This window comes from Saccharothrix sp. AJ9571 (assembly GCF_021725495.1).
GTDB classification, from domain to species: domain Bacteria; phylum Actinomycetota; class Actinomycetes; order Mycobacteriales; family Pseudonocardiaceae; genus Amycolatopsis; species Amycolatopsis magusensis.
Genome location: NZ_CP091382.1, coordinates 1,760,796 through 1,780,321, shown reverse-complemented (window position 1 = coordinate 1,780,321; position 19,526 = coordinate 1,760,796). Strand labels below are relative to the sequence as shown.

Below are 19,526 nucleotides of genomic sequence, written 5' to 3'. Positions count from 1 at the left end.
GAGAACAACTGGAGGAGCAATGACGCAATCCTTCCTGGCCCGCCGCGGGTTCCTGCTCGGCGCGGGCGCGGTCGGTGCCGGAGTGGTGCTGGCGGGCTGCACGTCGAACGAGCAGCCGCAGGCCCAGAACGGCGGCACCCAGCCGGTGGCGCAGGGCGCCGGGGACAACGCCCAGCCGGGCAAGATGGTCACCGTCGGGTTCTCCGCGCCCGCCGCCGACCACGGCTGGATGGCCGCGATGACCACGAACGCCCGTGCGCAGGCGGAGAAGTTCTCCGACGTCACCTTCAAGCCCACCGAGGGCACGAACGACGTCAACCAGCAGATCGCCCAGGTGGAAACCCTGATCAACGCCAAGGTGGACGTCCTGGTGATCCTGCCGTTCGACGGCAAGGCGCTGACCGGGGTCGGCCAGCAGGCGATGGACGCGGGCATCCCGGTGATCAACGTGGACCGCGTGTTCGACACCCCGCTGGCGTTCCGCACCTGGATCGGCGGCGACAACTACCGCATGGGCGTCAACGCGGGCAACTACATCGCCCAGCAGATGAAGGCCAAGGGCATCACCGCGCCGGTGATCGGCGAGGTGGCCGGCATCGACTCGCTGCCGCTGACCCAGGAACGCAGCCAGGGCTTCAAGGACGCGCTGTCCCGCGCCGGTTTCGCCGTGGGCCCGCGGGTTTCCGCGCAGTTCACCCCGGAGTCCGGTGAGTCGATGACGGCGAACCTGCTGCAGTCGGCCGCGAAGCTGGACGCGCTGTGGAACCACGACGACGACCAGGGTGTCGGTGTGCTCGCGGCGATCGAGAACGCCAACCGCAGCGAGTTCATCATGGTCGGCGGCGCCGGTTCGAAGAACATGATGAACCACATCAAGTCCGACGCGAACCCGGTCAAGGCGACGGTGCTCTACAGCCCGTCGATGGCCTCTTCGGCGATCGCGCTGGCCCGGCTGCTCGGGCAGGCGAAGGGTGTCGGCGACCTCGCCGAGCACGAGATCCCCTCGGAGATCACCACCTACTCGGCCGTGGTGACCAAGGAGAACGTCGACCAGTACCTCGACGTCGGCTTCGACTCGTAGTAGTAGCGAGCCGGCCAGTCGCAGGGTGAAGAACGGGGAAGAGCAATGAGTTCGGCAGGCGGGGAGCGCATCGGGGTCGGCCTGGTGGGGCACGCGTTCATGGGTGCGGTGCATTCGCACGCGTGGCGCAACGTCCACCGGATCTTCGACACCCCACTGACTCCGGTGCTCGCCGCCTTGGGCGGCCGGGACGAAGCGAAGACGAAGGCCGCCGCGGCGAAGTACGGGTTCGCCGCGGTGGAGACGGACTGGCGCGACCTCGTCGCCCGTGACGACGTCGGCCTGGTCGACGTCTGCACCCCCGGCGACTCGCACGCGGCGATCGCGATCGCCGCGCTGGAGGCCGGGAAGCACGTGCTGTGCGAGAAACCGCTCGCCAACACGGTCGAAGAAGCCGAGCAGATGGCCGCCGCGGCGCGGGCGGCGGCCACCCGCGGGGTCCGCTCGATGGTGGCGTTCAACTACCGCCGGGTGCCCGCTCTCGCGCACGCCCGCAAACTGGTCGGCGACGGCGCGCTGGGCGAGATCCGGCACGTGCGCGCGACCTACCTGCAGGACTGGCTGTCCGACGCGCAGGCGCCGATGACCTGGCGGCTGCGCAAGGACAAGGCCGGGTCCGGTGCGCTCGGCGACCTCGGCGCGCACATCGTGGACGCGGCGCAGTTCGTCAGCGGCGAGCTGATCACCGGGGTGTCCGCGCTGACCAACACCTTCGTGCGCAACCGCCCCAACGAGGACGGCTCGCAGGGCGAGGTGACCGTCGACGACGCCGCGTTGTTCCTCGCGCGCCTGTCCGGCGGCGCGGTCGCCAGCTTCGAAGCCACCCGGTACGCCTTGGGGCGCAAGAACGCGATGCGCCTGGAGATCAACGGCACCAAGGCCAGCATGGCGTTCGACTTCGAATCGATGAACGAACTGTGGTGGCACGACGGTTCGGCACCGGACACCGAGGCGGGGTTCCGCCGGATCCTGGTCACCGAACCCGGCCACCGCTACCTCGGCGGCTGGTGGCCGCCGGGGCACGGCCTCGGCTACGACCACACCTTCACCCACGAGGTCGCGGACTTCCTGACCGCGATCGGCGAGGGCACGAACCCCGCTCCCAGTTTCGACGACGGCCTGTGCGTCCAGCAGGTCCTGCACGCGGTCGAGACCAGCGCGGCCGACGACGCCCGCTGGACCCCGGTGGCCGGCACCACCGTGAGCACCGCCACGGCCAGGAGGAGGTGAACCCAGCCCTTTTCGTTCGGTCTCCTCGCTCGTACCGCCGCCACCCAAGGAAGTGTGTGTATTCGTCATGCGCGGATTGAGAAAACTCCGATCGGAAAGTAATCCCAGGGCCTCTTCTCACGGGGGTCCGGGGGTCGCCCCCCGCAAATCGCACAGCCGGACCGCCATCCGGCTGGGCGTGCTGGCCATCTCGGCGGTCACCGCGTTCAGCGGCGGTTCCTTCGCCGCCGCGGCCCAGCCCGACGAGGTCGCGCCCCAGCACGAAGAAGCCAGTGTGCTGGTCTTCTCCAAGACCGCGGGATTCCGGCACGACTCCATTCCGGCCGGGATCGCCGCCATCCAGCAACTCGGCACCGACAACCACTTCTCCGTCGAAGCCACCGAAGACGCCGGTGCCTTCACCGACACCAACCTCGCCCGCTTCGACGCGGTGATCTGGCTGTCCACCACCGGTGACGTGCTCAACCCCGAGCAGCAGGGCGCCTTCGAGCGCTACATCACCGCCGGGGGCGGGTACGCCGGGGTGCACGCCGCCTCCGACACCGAATACGACTGGCCGTTCTACGGCGACCTGGTCGGGGCGTACTTCAACTCGCACCCGCAGATCCAGCAGGCCACGGTCAACGTCGAGGACCGCCAGCACCCGTCCACTTCGGAGCTGCCGTACCAGTGGCCGCGGACCGACGAGTGGTACAACTACCGCGAAAACCCGCGCCAGGACGTGCACGTGCTCGCCGCGCTCGACGAGCAGAGCTACGACCCGGGCAACGGCGCCATGGGCGATCACCCGATCGCCTGGTGCCACACCAATTCCGGCGGCCGCTCCTGGTACACCGGTGGCGGGCACACCATCGCGTCCTACAGCGAGCCCGAGTTCCTCAGCCACCTCAAGGGCGGCATCCTCTACGCCGCCGGCGTGGTCGAGGGCGACTGCTCCACAGAGGACCCGGGCACCGGCGAACCCGGTGACGCCGACTTCGACCAGATCACCCTGGCCAAGGGCGAGGAGAAGACCGGCGAGCCGATCGCGCTGGCCGTGCTCCCCAACCGCGACGTGATCCACACTTCGCGCGACGGCCGCGTCTGGTACACCACCTCGGGCGCGACCACTTCGCTGGCCGCGCAGGTCCCCGTCTACAACCACGACGAGGACGGCCTTCAGGGCGTGGCGGTCGACCCGGACTTCGCCAACAACCGCTGGGTGTACCTCTACTACGCACCCAAGCTGAACACCCCCGCCGGGGACGCGCCGGAGAACGGCACAGCCGCCGACTTCGAGCCGTTCAAGGGCCACAACCAGCTCTCGCGGTTCAAGCTGGCCGAGGACAACACGCTCGACCTCGGCAGCGAGCAGCAGATCCTCCAGGTCCCCGCCGACCGCGGCATCTGCTGCCACGCCGGTGGTGAGATCGACTTCGACGCCGCGGGCAACCTGCTGCTGTCCACCGGTGACGACTCGAACCCGTTCGCGTCCGACGGCTACACCCCGATCGACGAGCGGTCCACCCGCAACCCGGTCTTCGACGCGCAGCGGACTTCCGGCAACACCAACGACCTGCGCGGCAAGCTGCTGCGGATCAAGGTCGGCGAAGACGGCGGGTACACCGTGCCCGAGGGCAACCTGTTCGCGCCCGGCACGGAGAAGACCAAGCCCGAGGTCTACGCGATGGGCTTCCGCAACCCGTTCCGGTTCTCCGTGGACAAGGAGACCGGCTGGATCCACCTCGGTGACTACGGTCCCGACGCCGGTGCGGCCAACCCCGCGCGCGGCCCGGGCGGCATCGTGGAGTTCAACCTGATCAAGGGACCGGGCAACTTCGGCTGGCCGTACTGCGTCGGGGACAACCAGCCGTTCGTCGACTACGACTTCGCCACCGGCGCGTCGGGTCAGCCGTTCGGCTGCGGCGCCCCGAAGAACCTCAGCCCGAACAACACCGGCCTGGTCGACCTGCCCCCGGTGCAGCCGGCCTGGATCCCCTACGACGGCGGTTCGGTACCCGAGTTCGGCACCGGCGGCGAGTCGCCCATGGGCGGCCCGACCTACCGGTTCGACCCGGCACTGGAGAACACCACGAAGTTCCCCGAGTACTACGACGGCAAGAACTTCGCCTACGAGTGGGACCGCGGCTGGATCAAGGAAATCACCGTGGGCGCCAATGGCGAACGCGGCGAGATCAAGCCGTTCTTCGACTCGATGGAGCTCGTCCGGCCGATGAACGTCGAGTTCGGCCCGGACGGTTCGCTGTACGTGCTCGACTACGGCACCGGCTACTTCGGCGGTTCCGCGGAATCGGCCGTCTACCGGATCGACTACACCAAGGGCAACCGCACCCCCGAGGTGAAGGTGAGCACGGACAAGACCTCGGGTCCCGCGCCGCTCACGGTGAACTTCGACCCGGCGGGCACCACCGACCCGGACGGCGGCGAACTGACCTACGCGTGGGACTTCGACGGGGACGGCACGACCGACTCCACCACCGCGGGTCCGGTCTCGCACACCTACGAAACCGCCGGGCAGTACACCGCGAAGCTGTCGGTGACCGACTCGACCGGGCTGACCGGCGCGGCGAGCGTGGTGGTCACCGCGGGCAACAGCGCGCCGGTGGTCACCCTGGACGCCCCGGTGAACGGCGGCTTCTTCGGCTTCGGTGACAAGGTGCCGTTCAAGGTGACGGTCACCGACGCCGAGGACGGTCAGGTCGACTGCACCAAGGTCAAGGTCGAGTACATCCTCGGCCACGACAACCACGGTCACCCGCTGAGCCAGGCGACCGGGTGCGAAGGGGTCATCGAGACCCCGGCCGACGAGGGCCACGGGCTCGACGCCGACATCTTCGGCGTGATCAACGCCAGCTACACCGACAACGGCTCCGGCGGGGTCCCCCCGCTGACCGGTTCGGCGGAGAACGTCCTGCAGCCCAAGCTCAAGCAGGCCGAGTTCTTCACCGAGACCAACGGCACCCAGGTGGTCGCCGCGGCCGGGGCCAGTGGTGGCAAGCGGGTCGGCTACATCGACGCCGGCGACTGGATCCAGTTCACCCCGGTGAACCTCTCCGGCGTCACCGGCCTCGGCTACCGGGTCAGCTCCGGTGGCAACGGCGGCACCATCGAGGTCCGCTCCGGCGCGCCGGACGGTCCGGTGGTCCAGACCGTGCAGGTGCCCAACACCGGTGGCTTCGACACCTACGTCGACCTGCCGCCGGCACCCATCACCGACCCGGGTGGCACCCAGCCGCTGTTCCTGGTGTTCGGCGGGACCGGCACCGGTGGCCTGTTCGACGTCGACGCGATCAACGTCCAGGGTCCCGGTGTGGCGCAGCCGGTGGTCACCGCCTGCGAGCCGACCGCGCCGGAGGCGGGCTACACCAGCCTGTTCGACGGCACCGAGGCGAGCGCGGCGAACTGGAAGATGGCCGGCCCCGGGTCCTTCGAGATCCAGGCCGACTGCTCCTGGAAGACCGTGGGCGGCATGGGCCTGCTGTGGCACGAGGAGGAGTACAACGCCTACAGCCTCAAGCTGGACTGGAAGCTGGCGGGCGATGACAACTCCGGTGTCTTCGTGGGCTTCCCCGACCCCGGCAACGACCCGTGGGTCGCGGTCAACCAGGGCCAGGAGATCCAGATCGACGCCACCGACGCCCCGGATCGGACCACCGGTGCGGTCTACGGGTTCAAGGGCGCCGACATCGCCAAGCGGGACGCGGCGCTGAAGCCGCCGGGCGAGTGGAACGCCTACGAGCTGGTGGTGGCCGGGCAGACGATCAAGGTCGTGCTGAACGGCGTGGTGATCAACGAGTACACGGAGACCGATCCGGCTCGTGATCTCTCGCAGGGCTTCATCGGCCTGCAGAACCACGGGAACGAGGACGACACCTTCTTCCGCAACGTGCGGATCAAGGAACTGGACGTCACCGCGCCGACGCTGGCCATCGGCGGGGCGGCCCAGGGCGGGGTCTACGGCGACTCCGCGGACCTGGTGCTGGAGCTGGGCGCGCAGGACGAGGTCGGGGTCACCGAGCTGACCGCGACCCTGGACGGCGCTCCGGTGCGCGACGGCGACCTCGTCGCGCTGTACCGCCTGCCGCTGGGCTTCCACGACCTGGAGGTGTCCGCTGTGGACGCCGCCGGGAACCGGACCAGCCAGAAGGTGCAGTTCGTCACCATCACCTCGGGCCGGGACGCGCAGCAGCTGCTCGACCGGTTCCGGGCGACCAGCCGGTTGTCGCTCAACGCCTACAACGAGCTGGGCAAGCAGCTCAAGAAGGCCAGGCAGGCCGAGGCGAACAGCAACGACACCAAGGCAGCCAAGGAGTACCGCAAGTTCGCCGAGCTGGCGGCGAACCCGGCACTGGTGAAGGACGCCGAGGTACGGGGCGTTTTGGTTAGGGACGGTAACGAGTTGGCCCAGCGAATCGAATGGTCTATCGCGATCGCGCCTTCGGGTGGTTCCATCCGAAAGGTTTGACCACTCAGGGCCAACCCTGATCAGGCCAGTGTGGGTGGCGACCTCATCCGGTCGTCACCCACACCGGGCCGCCGTCTTTCGTGGAGAGGTGTTTCGTGATGTCCGAGCGAGCTATGCGCACCGGCCTGTGGCTGGTGGGTGCCCGAGGATCGGTAGCAACCACGGCCGCGGTCGGGCTGCTGGCCCTGCGCGCCGGGGTCGCCGGACCGACCGGTTGCGTCAGCGAGCTGCCCGCGTTCTCCTCGGTGCCGCTCCCCGCGTGGGACGACATCGTGCTCGGGGGCCACGACATCGTGCACACCTCGCTGGAGAAGCGGGCGGAGCAGCTGGCCGACGCCGGCGTGTTCAGCCACGCGGTCCTGGCCGCCGTCCGCGGTGGCCTGGCCGCCGTCGACGCCGAGATCCGCGACGGCTACCACCCCGCCACCCACATCGGCCCGCAGGCTTCTGCGGGGAAAAGATTGTCCGAAGACATCCGATCGTTCGCGACCAGGCACAACCTGGATCGGGTGGTCGTGGTCAACGTGTCCTCCACCGAGGCGCCGACCCCCGAACTGCCCGAGCACGCCGACCTCGGCCTGCTCGAAGCCGCGCTCGAAGACCCGGCGCGCGCGGTGCTGCCGCCCAGCTCGCTGATGGCCTACGCCGCCCTGCGCGCCGGCAGCCCCTACATCGAGTTCACGCCTTCTGCGGGCATAAGCCTGCCTGCCCTCCGCGGCCTGGCCGCTGACCTGGGCCTGCCCTACGCGGGCAGCGATGGCAAGACCGGCGAGACGCTGCTGCGGACCGTGCTCGCCCCGATGTTCACCGCACGTGCGCTGCGCGTCCGCTCGTGGTCGGGCACCAACCTGCTCGGCGGCGGCGACGGCGAGACGCTCGGCGACCCGTCGAAGGTGAACAGCAAGCTGGAGTCGAAGGCCCGCGGGCTGGCCGCGCTGCTCGGCGAGCAGGTCACCGCACCACTGCACATCGACAACGTGCCCGACCTGGGTGAGACCAAGACCGCGTGGGACAACGTGTCGTTCGAGGGCTTCCTCGGCGCGCGCATGAACCTGCAGTTCACCTGGACCGGCTACGACTCGGCGCTGGCCGCGCCGCTGGTGCTGGACCTCGCCCGGTTCACCGCCGCCGCGCACGCCGCCGGTCAGTCCGGCGCGCTGTCCGGGCTGGCGTTCTTCTTCAAGGACCCGATGGGCAGCGACGAGCACCGGTTCGCCGAACAGACCCGGTCCCTGCGGGAGTGGGCGGGCACGCTGTGAGCCGGATCCGCACCCTCGCCGAGCTGGTCCGGGCCCCCGCCGCCCTCACCGTCCTAGGCGACACCGTGGCCGGAGCTTCTGCGGGCAAAAGCAGGTTGCGGGGTAGGAAGTTGTTGCTGCCCTTGGCTTCCGCGTCCTTCTACTGGGCCGGGATGGCGCTGAACGACTGGGCGGATCGCGAACTCGACGCCGTCGAGCGGCCCGAGCGGCCCATCCCGTCCGGCCGCATCTCCGCCGACCAGGCACTGGCCACCGGCGGCGCGCTGACCCTCGCCGGGCTGGGCCTGGCCGCGCTCGGCGGCGGCAAGCAGGCGCTCAAGGTCGCCGTGCCGCTGGCCGGCGCGGTCTGGGCCTACGACACCGTGCTCAAGCCGACCCCGGCCGGTCCGCTGGGCATGGCCGTGTGCCGGGCGCTCGACGTGCTACTCGGCGCGGGTGGCAACACGCGCGCCGCCGCCCCAGCGGCCGCGGCGATCGGCGTGCACACGCTCGGCGTCACCGCGCTGTCCACCGGTGAGGTCCACGGCGCTTCGCCGAACACCGCGAAAGCGGCGCTGGTCACCAGCAGCGCGGCCACCGCACTCGCGGTCAGCGGCCCCGCCAACACCGGCTGGCACCGGCTCGCCTCGCTCGCCGCGGGCTCCGGGTACGCCGGGTTCGTCGGCCGCGCGCAGGCCGCGGCGGTCGCCGACCCGTCGGCGAAGGTGGTGCGCAACGCCACCAAGACCGGCATCCACGGCATGGTCCCGCTGCAGGCCGCCATCGCCGCGCGCGGCTCGATCGTGGGGGCCGCGCTGGTCGCCACGGCTCTGCCGATCGCGCGCAAGCTGTCGAAGAAGGTGAGCCCCACGTGACCTTCTCCCTCGGATACGGCACGAACGGTTTCGCCAACCACCGGCTGCTCGACGCGCTCGCGGTGATCGCCGACCTCGGGTACACCGGCGTCGCGCTCACGCTGGACCACGACCACCTCAACCCGTACGCCGAAGACCTGCCCAAGCAGCTCGAGCGGGTCGCGGCCCGGCTGTCGTCGCTCGGGCTGGACAAGGTGGTCATCGAGACCGGCGCGCGTTACCTGCTCGACCCGTGGCGCAAGCACCACCCGACGCTGCTCTCGGAGGACTCGGCCCCGCGGCTCGGCTTCCTGGAGAAGGCACTGCGGATCGCGGCGGAGCTGAACGCGGACTGCGTCTCCTTCTGGTCAGGCGTCAAACCAGATGGTCTCGACGATGCCGAAGCCGCCTCCCGCCTGCGGGAAGGCATCCGGAACCTGCTTTTGCCCGCAGAAGCTTTGGGGGTCCGGATCGGGATGGAGCCCGAGCCGGGGCACTTCGTCCAGCACCTGCAGCAAGTGCTGGACCTGCGCGAACAGCTGGGCGACCACGAGCTGTTCGGGGTGACCCTCGATGTGGGCCACTGCGTGGCGGTCGAGCCGGTCGACGCCGCCGAGTGCGTGCGCCAGGCCGGGCCGCTGCTGTTCAACGTCCAGCTCGACGACATGCTGCCCCAGGTCCACGAGCACCTCGAGTTCGGCGACGGGCAGCTCGACCTGCCCGCGACCCTCGCCGCGCTCACCGAGGTCGGCTACACCGGACTGGCCGCGGTCGAGCTGCCGCGGCACAGCCACGCGGCACCCGACGTCGCCGCGCGAGCCTTCCGCGCGCTGACCGCGGCGATGCCCGCCAAGGCCGAGCACCCCTGGGTGGCCGAGGCGCTGACCAAGATCCGCGAGAAGCCCGCCGCGATCGGCTCGCTGTTCCCGGCAGCGGGCCGCGGCGTCGGCCGCACCCCGGTCGACGCCGACACCGATCCGCAGGGTCTGATCCACGGCACACTCGACGACCAAGCCCGAATTCGCCTGGTCAGCGAGCTGCACCAGCTTTTGCCCGCAAAAGCATTCGCCGCCGAATTGGGCGATTTGTACCGGTTTGGCGATGATGCGGAACGCCGGGGCGTGTTGCGTGGGTTGAACGCGCTGCGAGACACCGATGACAGCGCCGATGACAACGTCGTCGTGGCCGGGCTCCAGCTGGTCGCCGACGCTCTGCGTGCCAACGACACCCGGCTGGTCGCCGCCGCGATGGGCGAGTTCGCCGGACGCCACCTCGACGCCCATTCGTGGCGCCACGGGGTACTGAAATGCCTGTTCACCGGGGTTCCCCTGGCGGCGGTCGCGGAACTGGACCGCCGGGTCGACGATGAGCTGCGCCGCATGGTCTCGGACTACGCGGCGGAGCGGAGTGCGGCGGGCCGCGAAGTGCCGTCCGACGCGCTCGCCATCTTGGAAAGGGGAGAGCACTGATGCGGATTTTCGACCCACACATCCACATGACCTCGCGCACCACCGACGACTACGAAGCGATGTACGCCGCCGGGGTCCGCGCGCTGGTGGAGCCCGCCTTCTGGCTCGGGCAGCCACGCACCAGCGTCGGCTCGTTCACCGACTACTTCGACTCGCTGATCGGCTGGGAGCGGTTCCGCGCCGCGCAGTTCGGCATCCGCCACCACTGCACCATCGCGCTGAACCCCAAGGAGGCCAACGACCCCCGCTGCCGCGAGGTGCTCGACGTGCTGCCGCGCTACCTGGCCAAGGACGGCGTGGTCGCGGTCGGCGAGGTCGGCTACGACTCGATGACCCCGGAAGAGGACGAGGTGTTCGCCCGCCAGCTCCAGCTGGCCAAGGAACACGAGCTGCCGATCATGGTCCACACCCCCCACCGCGACAAGCTCGAAGGCACCAAGCGCACGCTGGACGTGGTGCGCGAGTCCGGCATCCCGATGGAACACGTGCTGGTGGACCACCTGAACGAGGTCACCGTGGGGCTCGTGGCCGAGGCGGGCGCGTGGATGGGCTTCTCCGTCTACCCCGACACCAAGATGGACGAGCACCGGATGGTGGCGATCCTGCGGGAGTACGGGCTGGAGCGCAAGCTGGTCAACTCGGCCGCCGACTGGGGCCGCTCGGACCCGCTGAAGACGCTCAAGACCGGCCAGGCGATGCTCGCCGACGGCTACGAGGAGTCCCATGTGGACACCGTGCTGTGGCAGAACCCGGTGGACTTCTACGCCCAGAGCGGCAGGCTGACCCTGGACCCGCTGCCCGGGTTCACCGGCGAGGCGAGCGAGTTCCAGGGCAACTCCGTGCTCCGGGGTGGCCGCAAGTGATCTCCTACTGCACCAACGTGCATCCCGCCGAGGACCTCGGCGGGATCCTGGCGCAGCTCGACCGGTACTCGGTCCCCGTGCGGGAGCAATACCTGTCGCGGAGCGACTCCGTTGAGGGTGGTGGCGGGCTGGCGGGCGGGCAGTATGGGGAGGATCGGCTCGGCGTCGGCCTGTGGCTCGCGGCGCCGGTCGCGCGCGGGCTCGCCGAGGACCAGGCCGCGCTGGCGAAGTTCCGCGCGGAGCTGGACGCGCGCGGACTCGGGGTGTGCACGCTCAACGCCTTCCCGTACGGCGGCTTCCACGACGAGGTGGTCAAGCAGGCCGTCTACCACCCGAAGTGGACGGAACCGGCGCGCCTGCGGTACACGCTCGACTGCGTGACCGTGCTCGGCGGACTGCTCGACGAGGACGCGGCCTACGGCAGCATCTCCACGTTGCCGCTGGCCTGGCGCGAGCCGTGGACCCCGGTCGACGACGCCGCGGCCACCGCCGCGCTGACCGAGCTGACCAGCGTACTGGCCCAAAGTGAGCGGCCAGTCAGGTTGGCCGTCGAGCCGGAACCGGGCTGCGTGCTGGACACCGTCGCCGACGCGCTCGGCTGGCTGTCCGGCCGCGTCGACCCCGCGCACATCGGGCTCTGCCTGGACACCTGCCACCTCGCGGTGTCCTTCGCGGACCCGGCCGCCACCCTGCGGCAGATCGCCGACGCCGGGCTCGACGTGGTGAAGGTGCAGGCCTCGGCCGCGCTGCACGTCGCCGACCCGGCCGCCGACGACGCGAAAGCCGCACTGGCCGCCTTCGCCGAGCCGCGCTACCTGCACCAGGTGCGCGAACTCGCCGAGGACGGCACCGTGCTGGCGTCGGACGACCTGCCCGAGGCCTCGGCCGAACTCCCCGCGCACGGACCCTGGCGCGTCCACTTCCACATGCCGTTGCACGCCGCCCCGCCGGCCCCGCTGACCAGCACCACCGACGTGCTGACCACGGTGTTCGCCGAACTCGCCGGTGAGCCGCACATCGAGGTCGAGACCTACACCTGGAGCGTGCTCCCGGGTGGCGGGGACGACCTCGCCGGCGGTATCGCCGCCGAACTGCGCTGGGCACGCGACACGCTGGAACTCTCCGCTCGGGGGACGACCCCCGGACCCCCGAAAGGCGGGAAGGCTACTTCATGAAACCCCTCGTGGTGCTCGACGTCGTCGGGCTGACCCCCAAGGCGCTGCGGCACATGCCGAGGCTGTCCGCGCTGGCCAACTCCGGCTGGCAGGCCGAGCTGGGCACGGTGCTGCCCGCGGTCACCTGCAGCGCCCAATCCACCTTCCTCACCGGGCTGACCCCGGCCCAGCACGGCATCGTCGGCAACGGCTGGTACTTCCGCGACCTCGGCGAAATCTTCCTCTGGCGCCAGCACAACCGCCTGGTCCATGGCGAAAAGCTGTGGGAGACCGCGCGGGCCGCGCACCCCGGCTACACCTCGGCCAACGTGTGCTGGTGGTACGCGATGGGCATGACCACCGACGTCACGGTGACGCCCCGGCCGATCTACCACGCCGACGGCCGCAAGTCGCCGGACGCCTACGTGCGCCCGGTCGAGCTGCACGACCAGCTGACCGGCGAGCTGGGCGAGTTCCCGCTGTTCCAGTACTGGGGCCCGACAGCCTCGCTGACCTCGAGCAACTGGGTCATCGGCGCCACCCGCAAGCTTCTGCGGGAAAAAGCACCCGACCTGCTCCTGGCCTACGTGCCGCACCTGGACTACGACCACCAGCGCTTCGGCCCGGACCACCCGCAGGCCGCCGTCGCCGCGCGGGAGCTTGACAACGCGCTGGCCCCGCTGCTCGACGACGCCCGCAACCGGGGCGCGACCGTGGTGGCCCTCAGCGAGTACGGCATCACCAACGTCAGCCGCCCGGTCGACATCAACCGCGCGCTGCGCCGCGAGGGCCTGCTCGAGGTCTACACGCAGGCGGGCATGGAGTACCTCGACCCGTGGACCTCGCGTGCCTTCGCCGTGGCCGACCACCAGGTCGCGCACGTCTACGTCCAGGACCCGGCGGACCTGGAGCGCGTGCGGTCGATCGTCGCCGGGCTGACCGGCGTGGACGAGGTCCTCGACCGCGAAGCCCAGGCCCGCTACGGCCTGGACCACGAGCGCGCCGGTGAGCTGGTCGCGGTCGCCGAGCCGGACTCCTGGTTCACCTATTACTACTGGACCGACGACGACCGCGCGCCGGACTTCGCGCGCGGCGTGGAGATCCACCGCAAGCCGGGCTACGACCCGGCCGAGTTGTTCTTCGACCCCGCCGACCGGCTGGCCAAGGCCAAGGCGGGGTTGAACCTGGCGAAGAAGTTCGCCGGGCTGCGGTACGCGATGAACGTGGTACCGACCGATCCGCGCTGGGTGCGCGGCTCGCACGGCAGGCTGCCCGACTCCGCCGAGGACGGCCCGGTGCTGCTCTGCTCCGAGCCGGGTTTCGAACCGGCCGGGAAGCTGTCCGCCACCGACGTGCATCCGCTGCTGCTGTCGCTCCAGGGCCTGAAGTAACGAAGGAGTAGCTCGATATGAGTCGTCCGATCACGCTGTTCACCGGTCAGTGGGCGGACCTGCCGTTCACCGAGGTCTGCCGGCTCGCCGCCGAATGGGGCTACGACGGGCTGGAGATCGCGTGCTCGGGCGACCACTTCGAGGTCGACCGCGCACTGACCGAAGACGACTACGTGCCCAACCGGCTCAAGCTGCTGGAGGAGCACGGTCTCAAGGTCTGGACCATCTCGAACCACCTGGTCGGCCAGGCCGTCTGCGACGACCCGATCGACGAGCGGCACCAGGCCATCGTGCCCAGCCGCGTCTGGGGCGACGGCGAGCCCGAGGGCGTGCGCCAGCGTGCGGCCGCCGAACTGGCCGACACCGCCAGGGCCGCGGCGAAGCTCGGCGTGGACACCGTCGTCGGCTTCACCGGGTCGAAGATCTGGAAGTACGTGGCGATGTTCCCGCCGGTCTCGCAGGCCGTGATCGACGACGGCTACGAGGACTTCGCGAACCGCTGGAACCCGATCCTGGACGTGTTCGACGCCGAGGGCGTGCGGTTCGCGCACGAGGTGCACCCCTCGGAGATCGCCTACGACTTCTGGACCACGAAGCGGGCGCTGGAAGCGGTGGGGAACCGGCCTGCCTTCGGGCTGAACTGGGACCCGTCGCACTTCGTCTGGCAGGACCTCGACCCGGTCGGCTTCATCCTCGACTTCGCCGACCGGATCTACCACGTGGACTGCAAGGACACCCGGAAGCGGTTCGACGGGCGGAACGGGCGGCTCGGCTCGCACCTGCCCTGGGCGGACCCGCGGCGCGGCTGGGACTTCGTCTCCACCGGGCACGGTGACGTGCCGTGGGAGGACTGCTTCCGCGCCCTGAACTCGATCGGCTATTCCGGGCCGATCTCGGTGGAGTGGGAGGACGCCGGCATGGACCGGCTGCGCGGGGCGGCCGAGGCCGTGACCTTCCTGCGCGGCCTGCTGTTCGACAAGCCCGCGGCGGCGTTCGACGCCGCGTTCAGCAACCAGAAGTGAGGGTCATCTGATGGTCGACAGGTTCCTTTCCCGCCGTTCGATGCTGCGCGGCGCGGCCGGTGCCGCGGTGGCCGGTGGCGCGCTGCTGGCGCTGCCCGGGGTCGCCTCCGCCGGTGGTGGTCACGGGCACGGTCACGGCAGCATCCCGCTGCACCGCATCAGCGTGCAGCTCTACACCCTGCGGTCGCTGCTGCAGAACGATCTCGACGGCACCCTCTCGGCGTTGTCCGACATCGGGTACCGCAACGTGGAGATGGCCGGCACCTACGGCCGCAGCGCCACGGAGTTCCGCAAGATCCTGGACAAGCACCGCCTGCGGGCCACCTCCAGCCACATCGGCATCGACGGTGACGTGGACAAGCTGATCGTGGACGCCAAGATCCTCGGCCACCGGTACTCGGCGGTGCCGTGGGCCAAGTACGAGACGGTCGCCGAGTGGGAGGCCTTCGCCGCGCGGCTGGACAAGGCGGCCAAGGCCTTCGCCAAGGCAGGCATCCAGTTCGGCTACCACAACCACGACCACGAGTTCGCGCTGATCGACGGCAAGCGGCCGTTCGACATCCTGGCCAAGGGCACGAACCGGCACTACTGCCACTTCGAGGTGGACCTGTACTGGGCGGTGGTGGCCGGGGTGGACCCGGTGAAGCTGTTCTGGGACCAGCGCGGGCGGGTGCTGCAGTACCACGTCAAGGACCGCGGCGCGGACGGCGGCTGGGCCGACGTGGGCACCGGGAACATCGACTTCAAGAGGATCTTCGACGGCACGCCCGGTATCCGCGAGTACATCGTGGAACACGACAATCCGGCCGATCCGCTGAAAACCGCCCAGGTCGGCTTCGAGTACCTCCGGAAAGTCCGGTTCTGACGCTCACCGACGGTAGCGGGCGCGGGTGTGTCAGAACGGTGTGAACGGCGGGCGTAGCGTGACTCGCGTTGGCAGCAGGCGACACGAGGAGGGCGCTGTGAACACCGAGCAGAACGAGTGGACCGAACCGGTGGCCGAACCGACCGGCCGCCGGGCGGCCCCGGAGGGCGCACCGCGGCACCCGCTGATCGACCTGAGCCGGGACCCGAACCCGGGCCGGCCCGATCACGCCAAGCCGGAAGACTGAACTCCACTCCGGCAGTGGGGCGTCCCGCAACCGCGGGACGCCCCACTCCCTTTTCCACGCCCCTGCGCTCCGTCCCCGGCCGCACTCCTCATGCCGCGCAACGGTGACCAGCTTCACCCGAGATTCCCCGTCGGCCCCCCGCGCACTTCTGCGGGCAAAAGCAGGCCGACCCGTCCTGACCAGCGCGAATCCAGGCTCAACCGGCTTTTGCCCGCAGAAGTGTGCGGGGGCTGGGGGGCGGGTGAGTGGTTGACGCGGCCGGTGGGGATCCGTCACGCCGCGGCTCCGAAGCGCTAGACTGGGTGGTCCGCACCCGGATTCGACCCCCCGATTGGGGGCTGCTCGTCCGGGCGGGTATCTTTGATGACCGTGCCCGGCACATGTCGGGCCGCTCCGTGTGCCGTCAGGTGCCGGGTGGGACGCGTGCAGCGCTCACCGGGCCGCCCGGACGGGCTGGCGAGTACAAGCAGTTCCACGGAAACTCCGGCGGGAAGTTCTTGGGTCGTGATGACCCTGACGCGGGCCGACACGCCCGACCGCGGGGGCCGGGGAGAAACAAGCAAGATCGCGACAGAAAGCTGGTCCATTGCCCACGATCCAGCAGCTGGTCCGCAAGGGCCGCCAGGACAAGGCTGCCAAGCAGAAGACCGCGGCCCTCAAGGGGAGCCCGCAGCGGCGTGGCGTGTGCACCCGCGTGTACACCACGACCCCCAAGAAGCCGAACTCGGCGCTGCGCAAGGTCGCTCGTGTGAAGCTGACCAGCGGCATCGAGGTCACCGCCTACATCCCCGGTGAAGGCCACAACCTGCAGGAGCACTCGATGGTGCTCGTGCGCGGCGGCCGTGTGAAGGACCTGCCGGGGGTCCGTTACAAGATCATCCGCGGTTCCCTGGACACGCAGGGTGTGAAGAACCGCAAGCAGGCGCGCAGCCGGTACGGCGCGAAGAAGGAGAAGAGCTGATATGCCCCGCAAGGGTCCGGCCCCGAAGCGGCCATTGATCTCCGACCCCGTCTACGCCTCGCCGCTGGTCACCCAGCTGGTGAACAAGGTGCTCAAGGACGGGAAGCGGTCCCTGGCCGAGCGCATCGTCTACGGCGCGCTCGAAGGCGCTCGCGAGAAGACCGGCACCGACCCGGTCGTCACGCTGAAGCGCGCGCTCGACAACGTGAAGCCCACCATCGAGGTGAAGAGCCGCCGGGTCGGTGGCGCCACCTACCAGGTGCCGATCGAGGTCAAGCCCGGTCGCTCGACCACCCTTGCGCTCCGCTGGCTGGTGTCCTTCTCGGCGGCCCGTCGCGAGAAGACCATGATCGAGCGCCTGCAGAACGAGCTCCTCGACGCGAGCAACGGCCTCGGTGCCAGCGTCAAGCGCCGCGAGGACACGCACAAGATGGCCGAGTCCAACAAGGCGTTCGCCCACTACCGCTGGTGACGTCCGCCCGGCTGTCGAGAAAAGCCAGCCCGGGCCCCAAGCTTGAGACAGGGGAACACTGCAGTGGCACGTGACGTGCTGACCGACCTGAACAAGGTCCGCAACATCGGCATCATGGCCCACATCGACGCCGGTAAGACCACCACGACCGAGCGGATCCTGTTCTACACCGGGATCAACTACAAGATCGGCGAAGTCCACGACGGCGCCGCCACGATGGACTGGATGGAGGAGGAGCAGAAGCGGGGTATCACCATCACCTCGGCTGCCACCACCACCTTCTGGGCCGACCACCAGATCAACATCATCGACACCCCCGGCCACGTCGACTTCACCGTCGAGGTGGAGCGTTCGCTGCGGGTGCTCGACGGTGCGGTCGCCGTCTTCGACGGCAAAGAGGGCGTCGAGCCGCAGTCCGAGCAGGTCTGGCGGCAGGCCGACAAGTACGAGGTCCCGCGCATCTGCTTCGTCAACAAGATGGACAAGCTCGGTGCGGACTTCTACTTCACCGTGAAGACCATCGAGGACCGCCTCGGCGCCCGGCCGCTGGTCATCCAGCTGCCGATCGGTGCGGAGAACGAGTTCGAGGGCGTCATCGACCTGGTCCGCATGAAGGCGCTGACCTGGCGTGGCGAGGTCCAGAAGGGTGAGGACTACGCGGTCGAGGACATCCCCGCCGCGCTCGCCGACAAGGCCACCGAGTACCGCGAGAAGCTGGTCGAGGCGATCGCCGAGACCGACGACGCGCTGATGGAGAAGTTCTTCGGTGGCGAGGAGCTGTCCGAGGCCGAGATCAAGGCCGGTATCCGGAAGCTGACGATCGCGCGTGAGGCGTACCCGGTGCTCACCGGTTCCGCCTTCAAGAACAAGGGCGTGCAGCCCATGCTCGACGCGGTCATCGACTACCTGCCGTCGCCGCTGGACGTCCCGCCGGTCGAGGGCGTGCTCCCCGACGGCGAGACCACGGCCGTGCGGAAGCCTGCCACCGACGAGCCGTTCTCGGCGCTCGCGTTCAAGATCGCCGCGCACCCGTTCTTCGGCAAGCTGACCTACATCCGGGTCTACTCGGGCAAGGTCGCCAAGGGCACCCAGGTCGTGAACGCGACCAAGGAGCGCAAGGAACGCATCGGCGGCCTCTTCCAGATGCACTCCAACAAGGAGAACCCCGTCGAAGAGGGCCAGGCCGGCCACATCTACGCGGTGCAGGGCCTGAAGGACACCACCACCGGTGACACCCTCGCCGACTCGCAGAACCCGGTCGTGCTCGAGTCGATGACCTTCCCGGAGCCGGTCATCCGGGTGGCCATCGAGCCGAAGACCAAGGCCGACCAGGAGAAGCTGTCCCTGGCCATCCAGCGTCTCGCCGAAGAGGACCCGACCTTCCAGGTCAACCTCGACGAGGAGACCGGTCAGACGATCATCGCCGGGATGGGTGAGCTGCACCTCGAGGTGCTGGTGAACCGGATGAAGTCCGACTACAAGGTCGAGGCGAACATCGGCAAGCCCCAGGTCGCCTACCGCGAGACGATCAAGAAGACCGTCGAGAAGCTCGACTACGTGCACAAGAAGCAGACCGGTGGCTCCGGTCAGTTCGCCAAGGTGATCGTCAAGCTGGAGCCGCTCGCGACGACCGACGGTGCGCTGTACGAGTTCGACAACAAGGTCACCGGTGGCCGCATCCCCCGGGAGTACATCCCGTCGGTGGACGCGGGCGCCCAGGACGCCATGCAGTACGGCGTGCTGGCCGGTTACCCGCTCGTGGGGTTGAAGCTGACCCTGCTGGACGGCGCGTACCACGAGGTCGACTCTTCGGAGATGGCGTTCAAGATCGCCGGTTCCATGGCGATGAAGGAAGCCGCGAAGAAGGCGGGCCCGGTCATCCTCGAGCCGCTCATGGCGGTCGAGGTCACCACGCCCGAGGACTACATGGGTGACGTGATCGGCGACCTGAACTCCCGCCGTGGCCAGATCCAGGCCATGGAGGAGCGCGCAGGCACCCGTGTCGTGAAGGCACTGGTTCCGCTGTCGGAGATGTTCGGCTACGTCGGTGACCTGCGGTCGCGTACCCAGGGCCGGGCGAACTACTCCATGCAGTTCGACTCCTACGCCGAGGTTCCCGCGAACGTCGCGAAGGAGATCGTCGCCAAGGCGACGGGGGAGTAACCCCAAGAGCCCGCGGGAGCGGGGCCTCGCGGCACGGGGTCCCGCTCTCGA

General features: G+C 69.5%; 15 protein-coding genes. All 15 read left to right on the top strand.

The window, feature by feature from the left end:
• The first annotated feature begins 19 nt into the window (after positions 1-19).
• The 15 genes from L3Q67_RS07415 (at position 20) to fusA (ending at position 19,475) form a co-directional block, all read left to right on the top strand.
• The gene (locus L3Q67_RS07415) at positions 20-1,081 is read left to right on the top strand and encodes a type 1 periplasmic-binding domain-containing protein (RefSeq protein WP_499188811.1); all 1,062 of its coding nucleotides are present in this window, start codon (positions 20-22) and stop codon (positions 1,079-1,081) included.
• A gap of 45 nt (positions 1,082-1,126) precedes the next feature.
• Positions 1,127-2,311 carry a Gfo/Idh/MocA family protein gene (locus tag L3Q67_RS07410; RefSeq protein WP_499188810.1) on the top strand — a complete coding sequence of 395 codons (1,185 nt, stop codon included), beginning with the start codon at positions 1,127-1,129 and terminating at the stop codon, positions 2,309-2,311.
• 178 nt (positions 2,312-2,489) lie between these two features.
• A complete protein-coding gene (locus L3Q67_RS07405; protein WP_499188809.1) occupies positions 2,490-6,776 on the top strand; it encodes a ThuA domain-containing protein in 4,287 nt (1,428 codons plus the stop codon).
• A 98-nt stretch (positions 6,777-6,874) separates the two neighbouring features.
• A complete protein-coding gene (locus L3Q67_RS07400; protein WP_499188808.1) occupies positions 6,875-8,035 on the top strand; it encodes an inositol-3-phosphate synthase in 1,161 nt (386 codons plus the stop codon).
• 5 nt (positions 8,036-8,040) lie between these two features.
• Positions 8,041-8,889 carry a UbiA family prenyltransferase gene (locus tag L3Q67_RS07395; protein ID WP_499191457.1) on the top strand — a complete coding sequence of 283 codons (849 nt, stop codon included), beginning with the start codon at positions 8,041-8,043 and terminating at the stop codon, positions 8,887-8,889.
• Positions 8,886-10,337, top strand: coding sequence for an EboA domain-containing protein (locus tag L3Q67_RS07390; protein WP_499188807.1), 1,452 nt, complete (start codon positions 8,886-8,888; stop codon positions 10,335-10,337). The genes L3Q67_RS07395 and L3Q67_RS07390 overlap by 4 nt, the downstream gene beginning before the upstream one ends.
• Positions 10,337-11,200, top strand: coding sequence for a TatD family hydrolase (locus L3Q67_RS07385; RefSeq protein ID WP_499188806.1), 864 nt, complete (start codon positions 10,337-10,339; stop codon positions 11,198-11,200). Before L3Q67_RS07390 ends, L3Q67_RS07385 begins: the two co-directional genes overlap by 1 nt.
• A complete protein-coding gene (gene eboE / locus L3Q67_RS07380) occupies positions 11,197-12,375 on the top strand; it encodes a metabolite traffic protein EboE (protein ID WP_499188805.1) in 1,179 nt (392 codons plus the stop codon). Before L3Q67_RS07385 ends, eboE begins: the two co-directional genes overlap by 4 nt.
• Positions 12,372-13,745 (top strand): alkaline phosphatase family protein, encoded by a 1,374-nt coding sequence (locus tag L3Q67_RS07375; protein WP_499188804.1) that lies wholly within the window; start codon positions 12,372-12,374, stop codon positions 13,743-13,745. The genes eboE and L3Q67_RS07375 overlap by 4 nt, the downstream gene beginning before the upstream one ends.
• Positions 13,746-13,762: 17 nt before the next feature.
• Positions 13,763-14,767 carry a sugar phosphate isomerase/epimerase family protein gene (locus L3Q67_RS07370; RefSeq protein ID WP_499188803.1) on the top strand — a complete coding sequence of 335 codons (1,005 nt, stop codon included), beginning with the start codon at positions 13,763-13,765 and terminating at the stop codon, positions 14,765-14,767.
• 10 nt (positions 14,768-14,777) lie between these two features.
• Positions 14,778-15,632, top strand: coding sequence for a sugar phosphate isomerase/epimerase family protein (locus L3Q67_RS07365; protein WP_499188802.1), 855 nt, complete (start codon positions 14,778-14,780; stop codon positions 15,630-15,632).
• 97 nt (positions 15,633-15,729) lie between these two features.
• Positions 15,730-15,879, top strand: a complete 150-nt coding sequence (locus L3Q67_RS07360; RefSeq protein WP_209663993.1) for a hypothetical protein — start codon at positions 15,730-15,732, stop codon at positions 15,877-15,879.
• A 586-nt stretch (positions 15,880-16,465) separates the two neighbouring features.
• A complete protein-coding gene (gene rpsL / locus L3Q67_RS07355; RefSeq protein WP_003102113.1) occupies positions 16,466-16,840 on the top strand; it encodes a 30S ribosomal protein S12 in 375 nt (124 codons plus the stop codon).
• Position 16,841: 1 nt separating this feature from the next.
• Positions 16,842-17,312 (top strand): 30S ribosomal protein S7, encoded by a 471-nt coding sequence (gene rpsG, locus L3Q67_RS07350; protein WP_005166770.1) that lies wholly within the window; start codon positions 16,842-16,844, stop codon positions 17,310-17,312.
• 63 nt (positions 17,313-17,375) lie between these two features.
• A complete protein-coding gene (fusA, locus tag L3Q67_RS07345) occupies positions 17,376-19,475 on the top strand; it encodes an elongation factor G (protein ID WP_499188801.1) in 2,100 nt (699 codons plus the stop codon).
• The last annotated feature ends 51 nt before the right edge of the window (positions 19,476-19,526 follow it).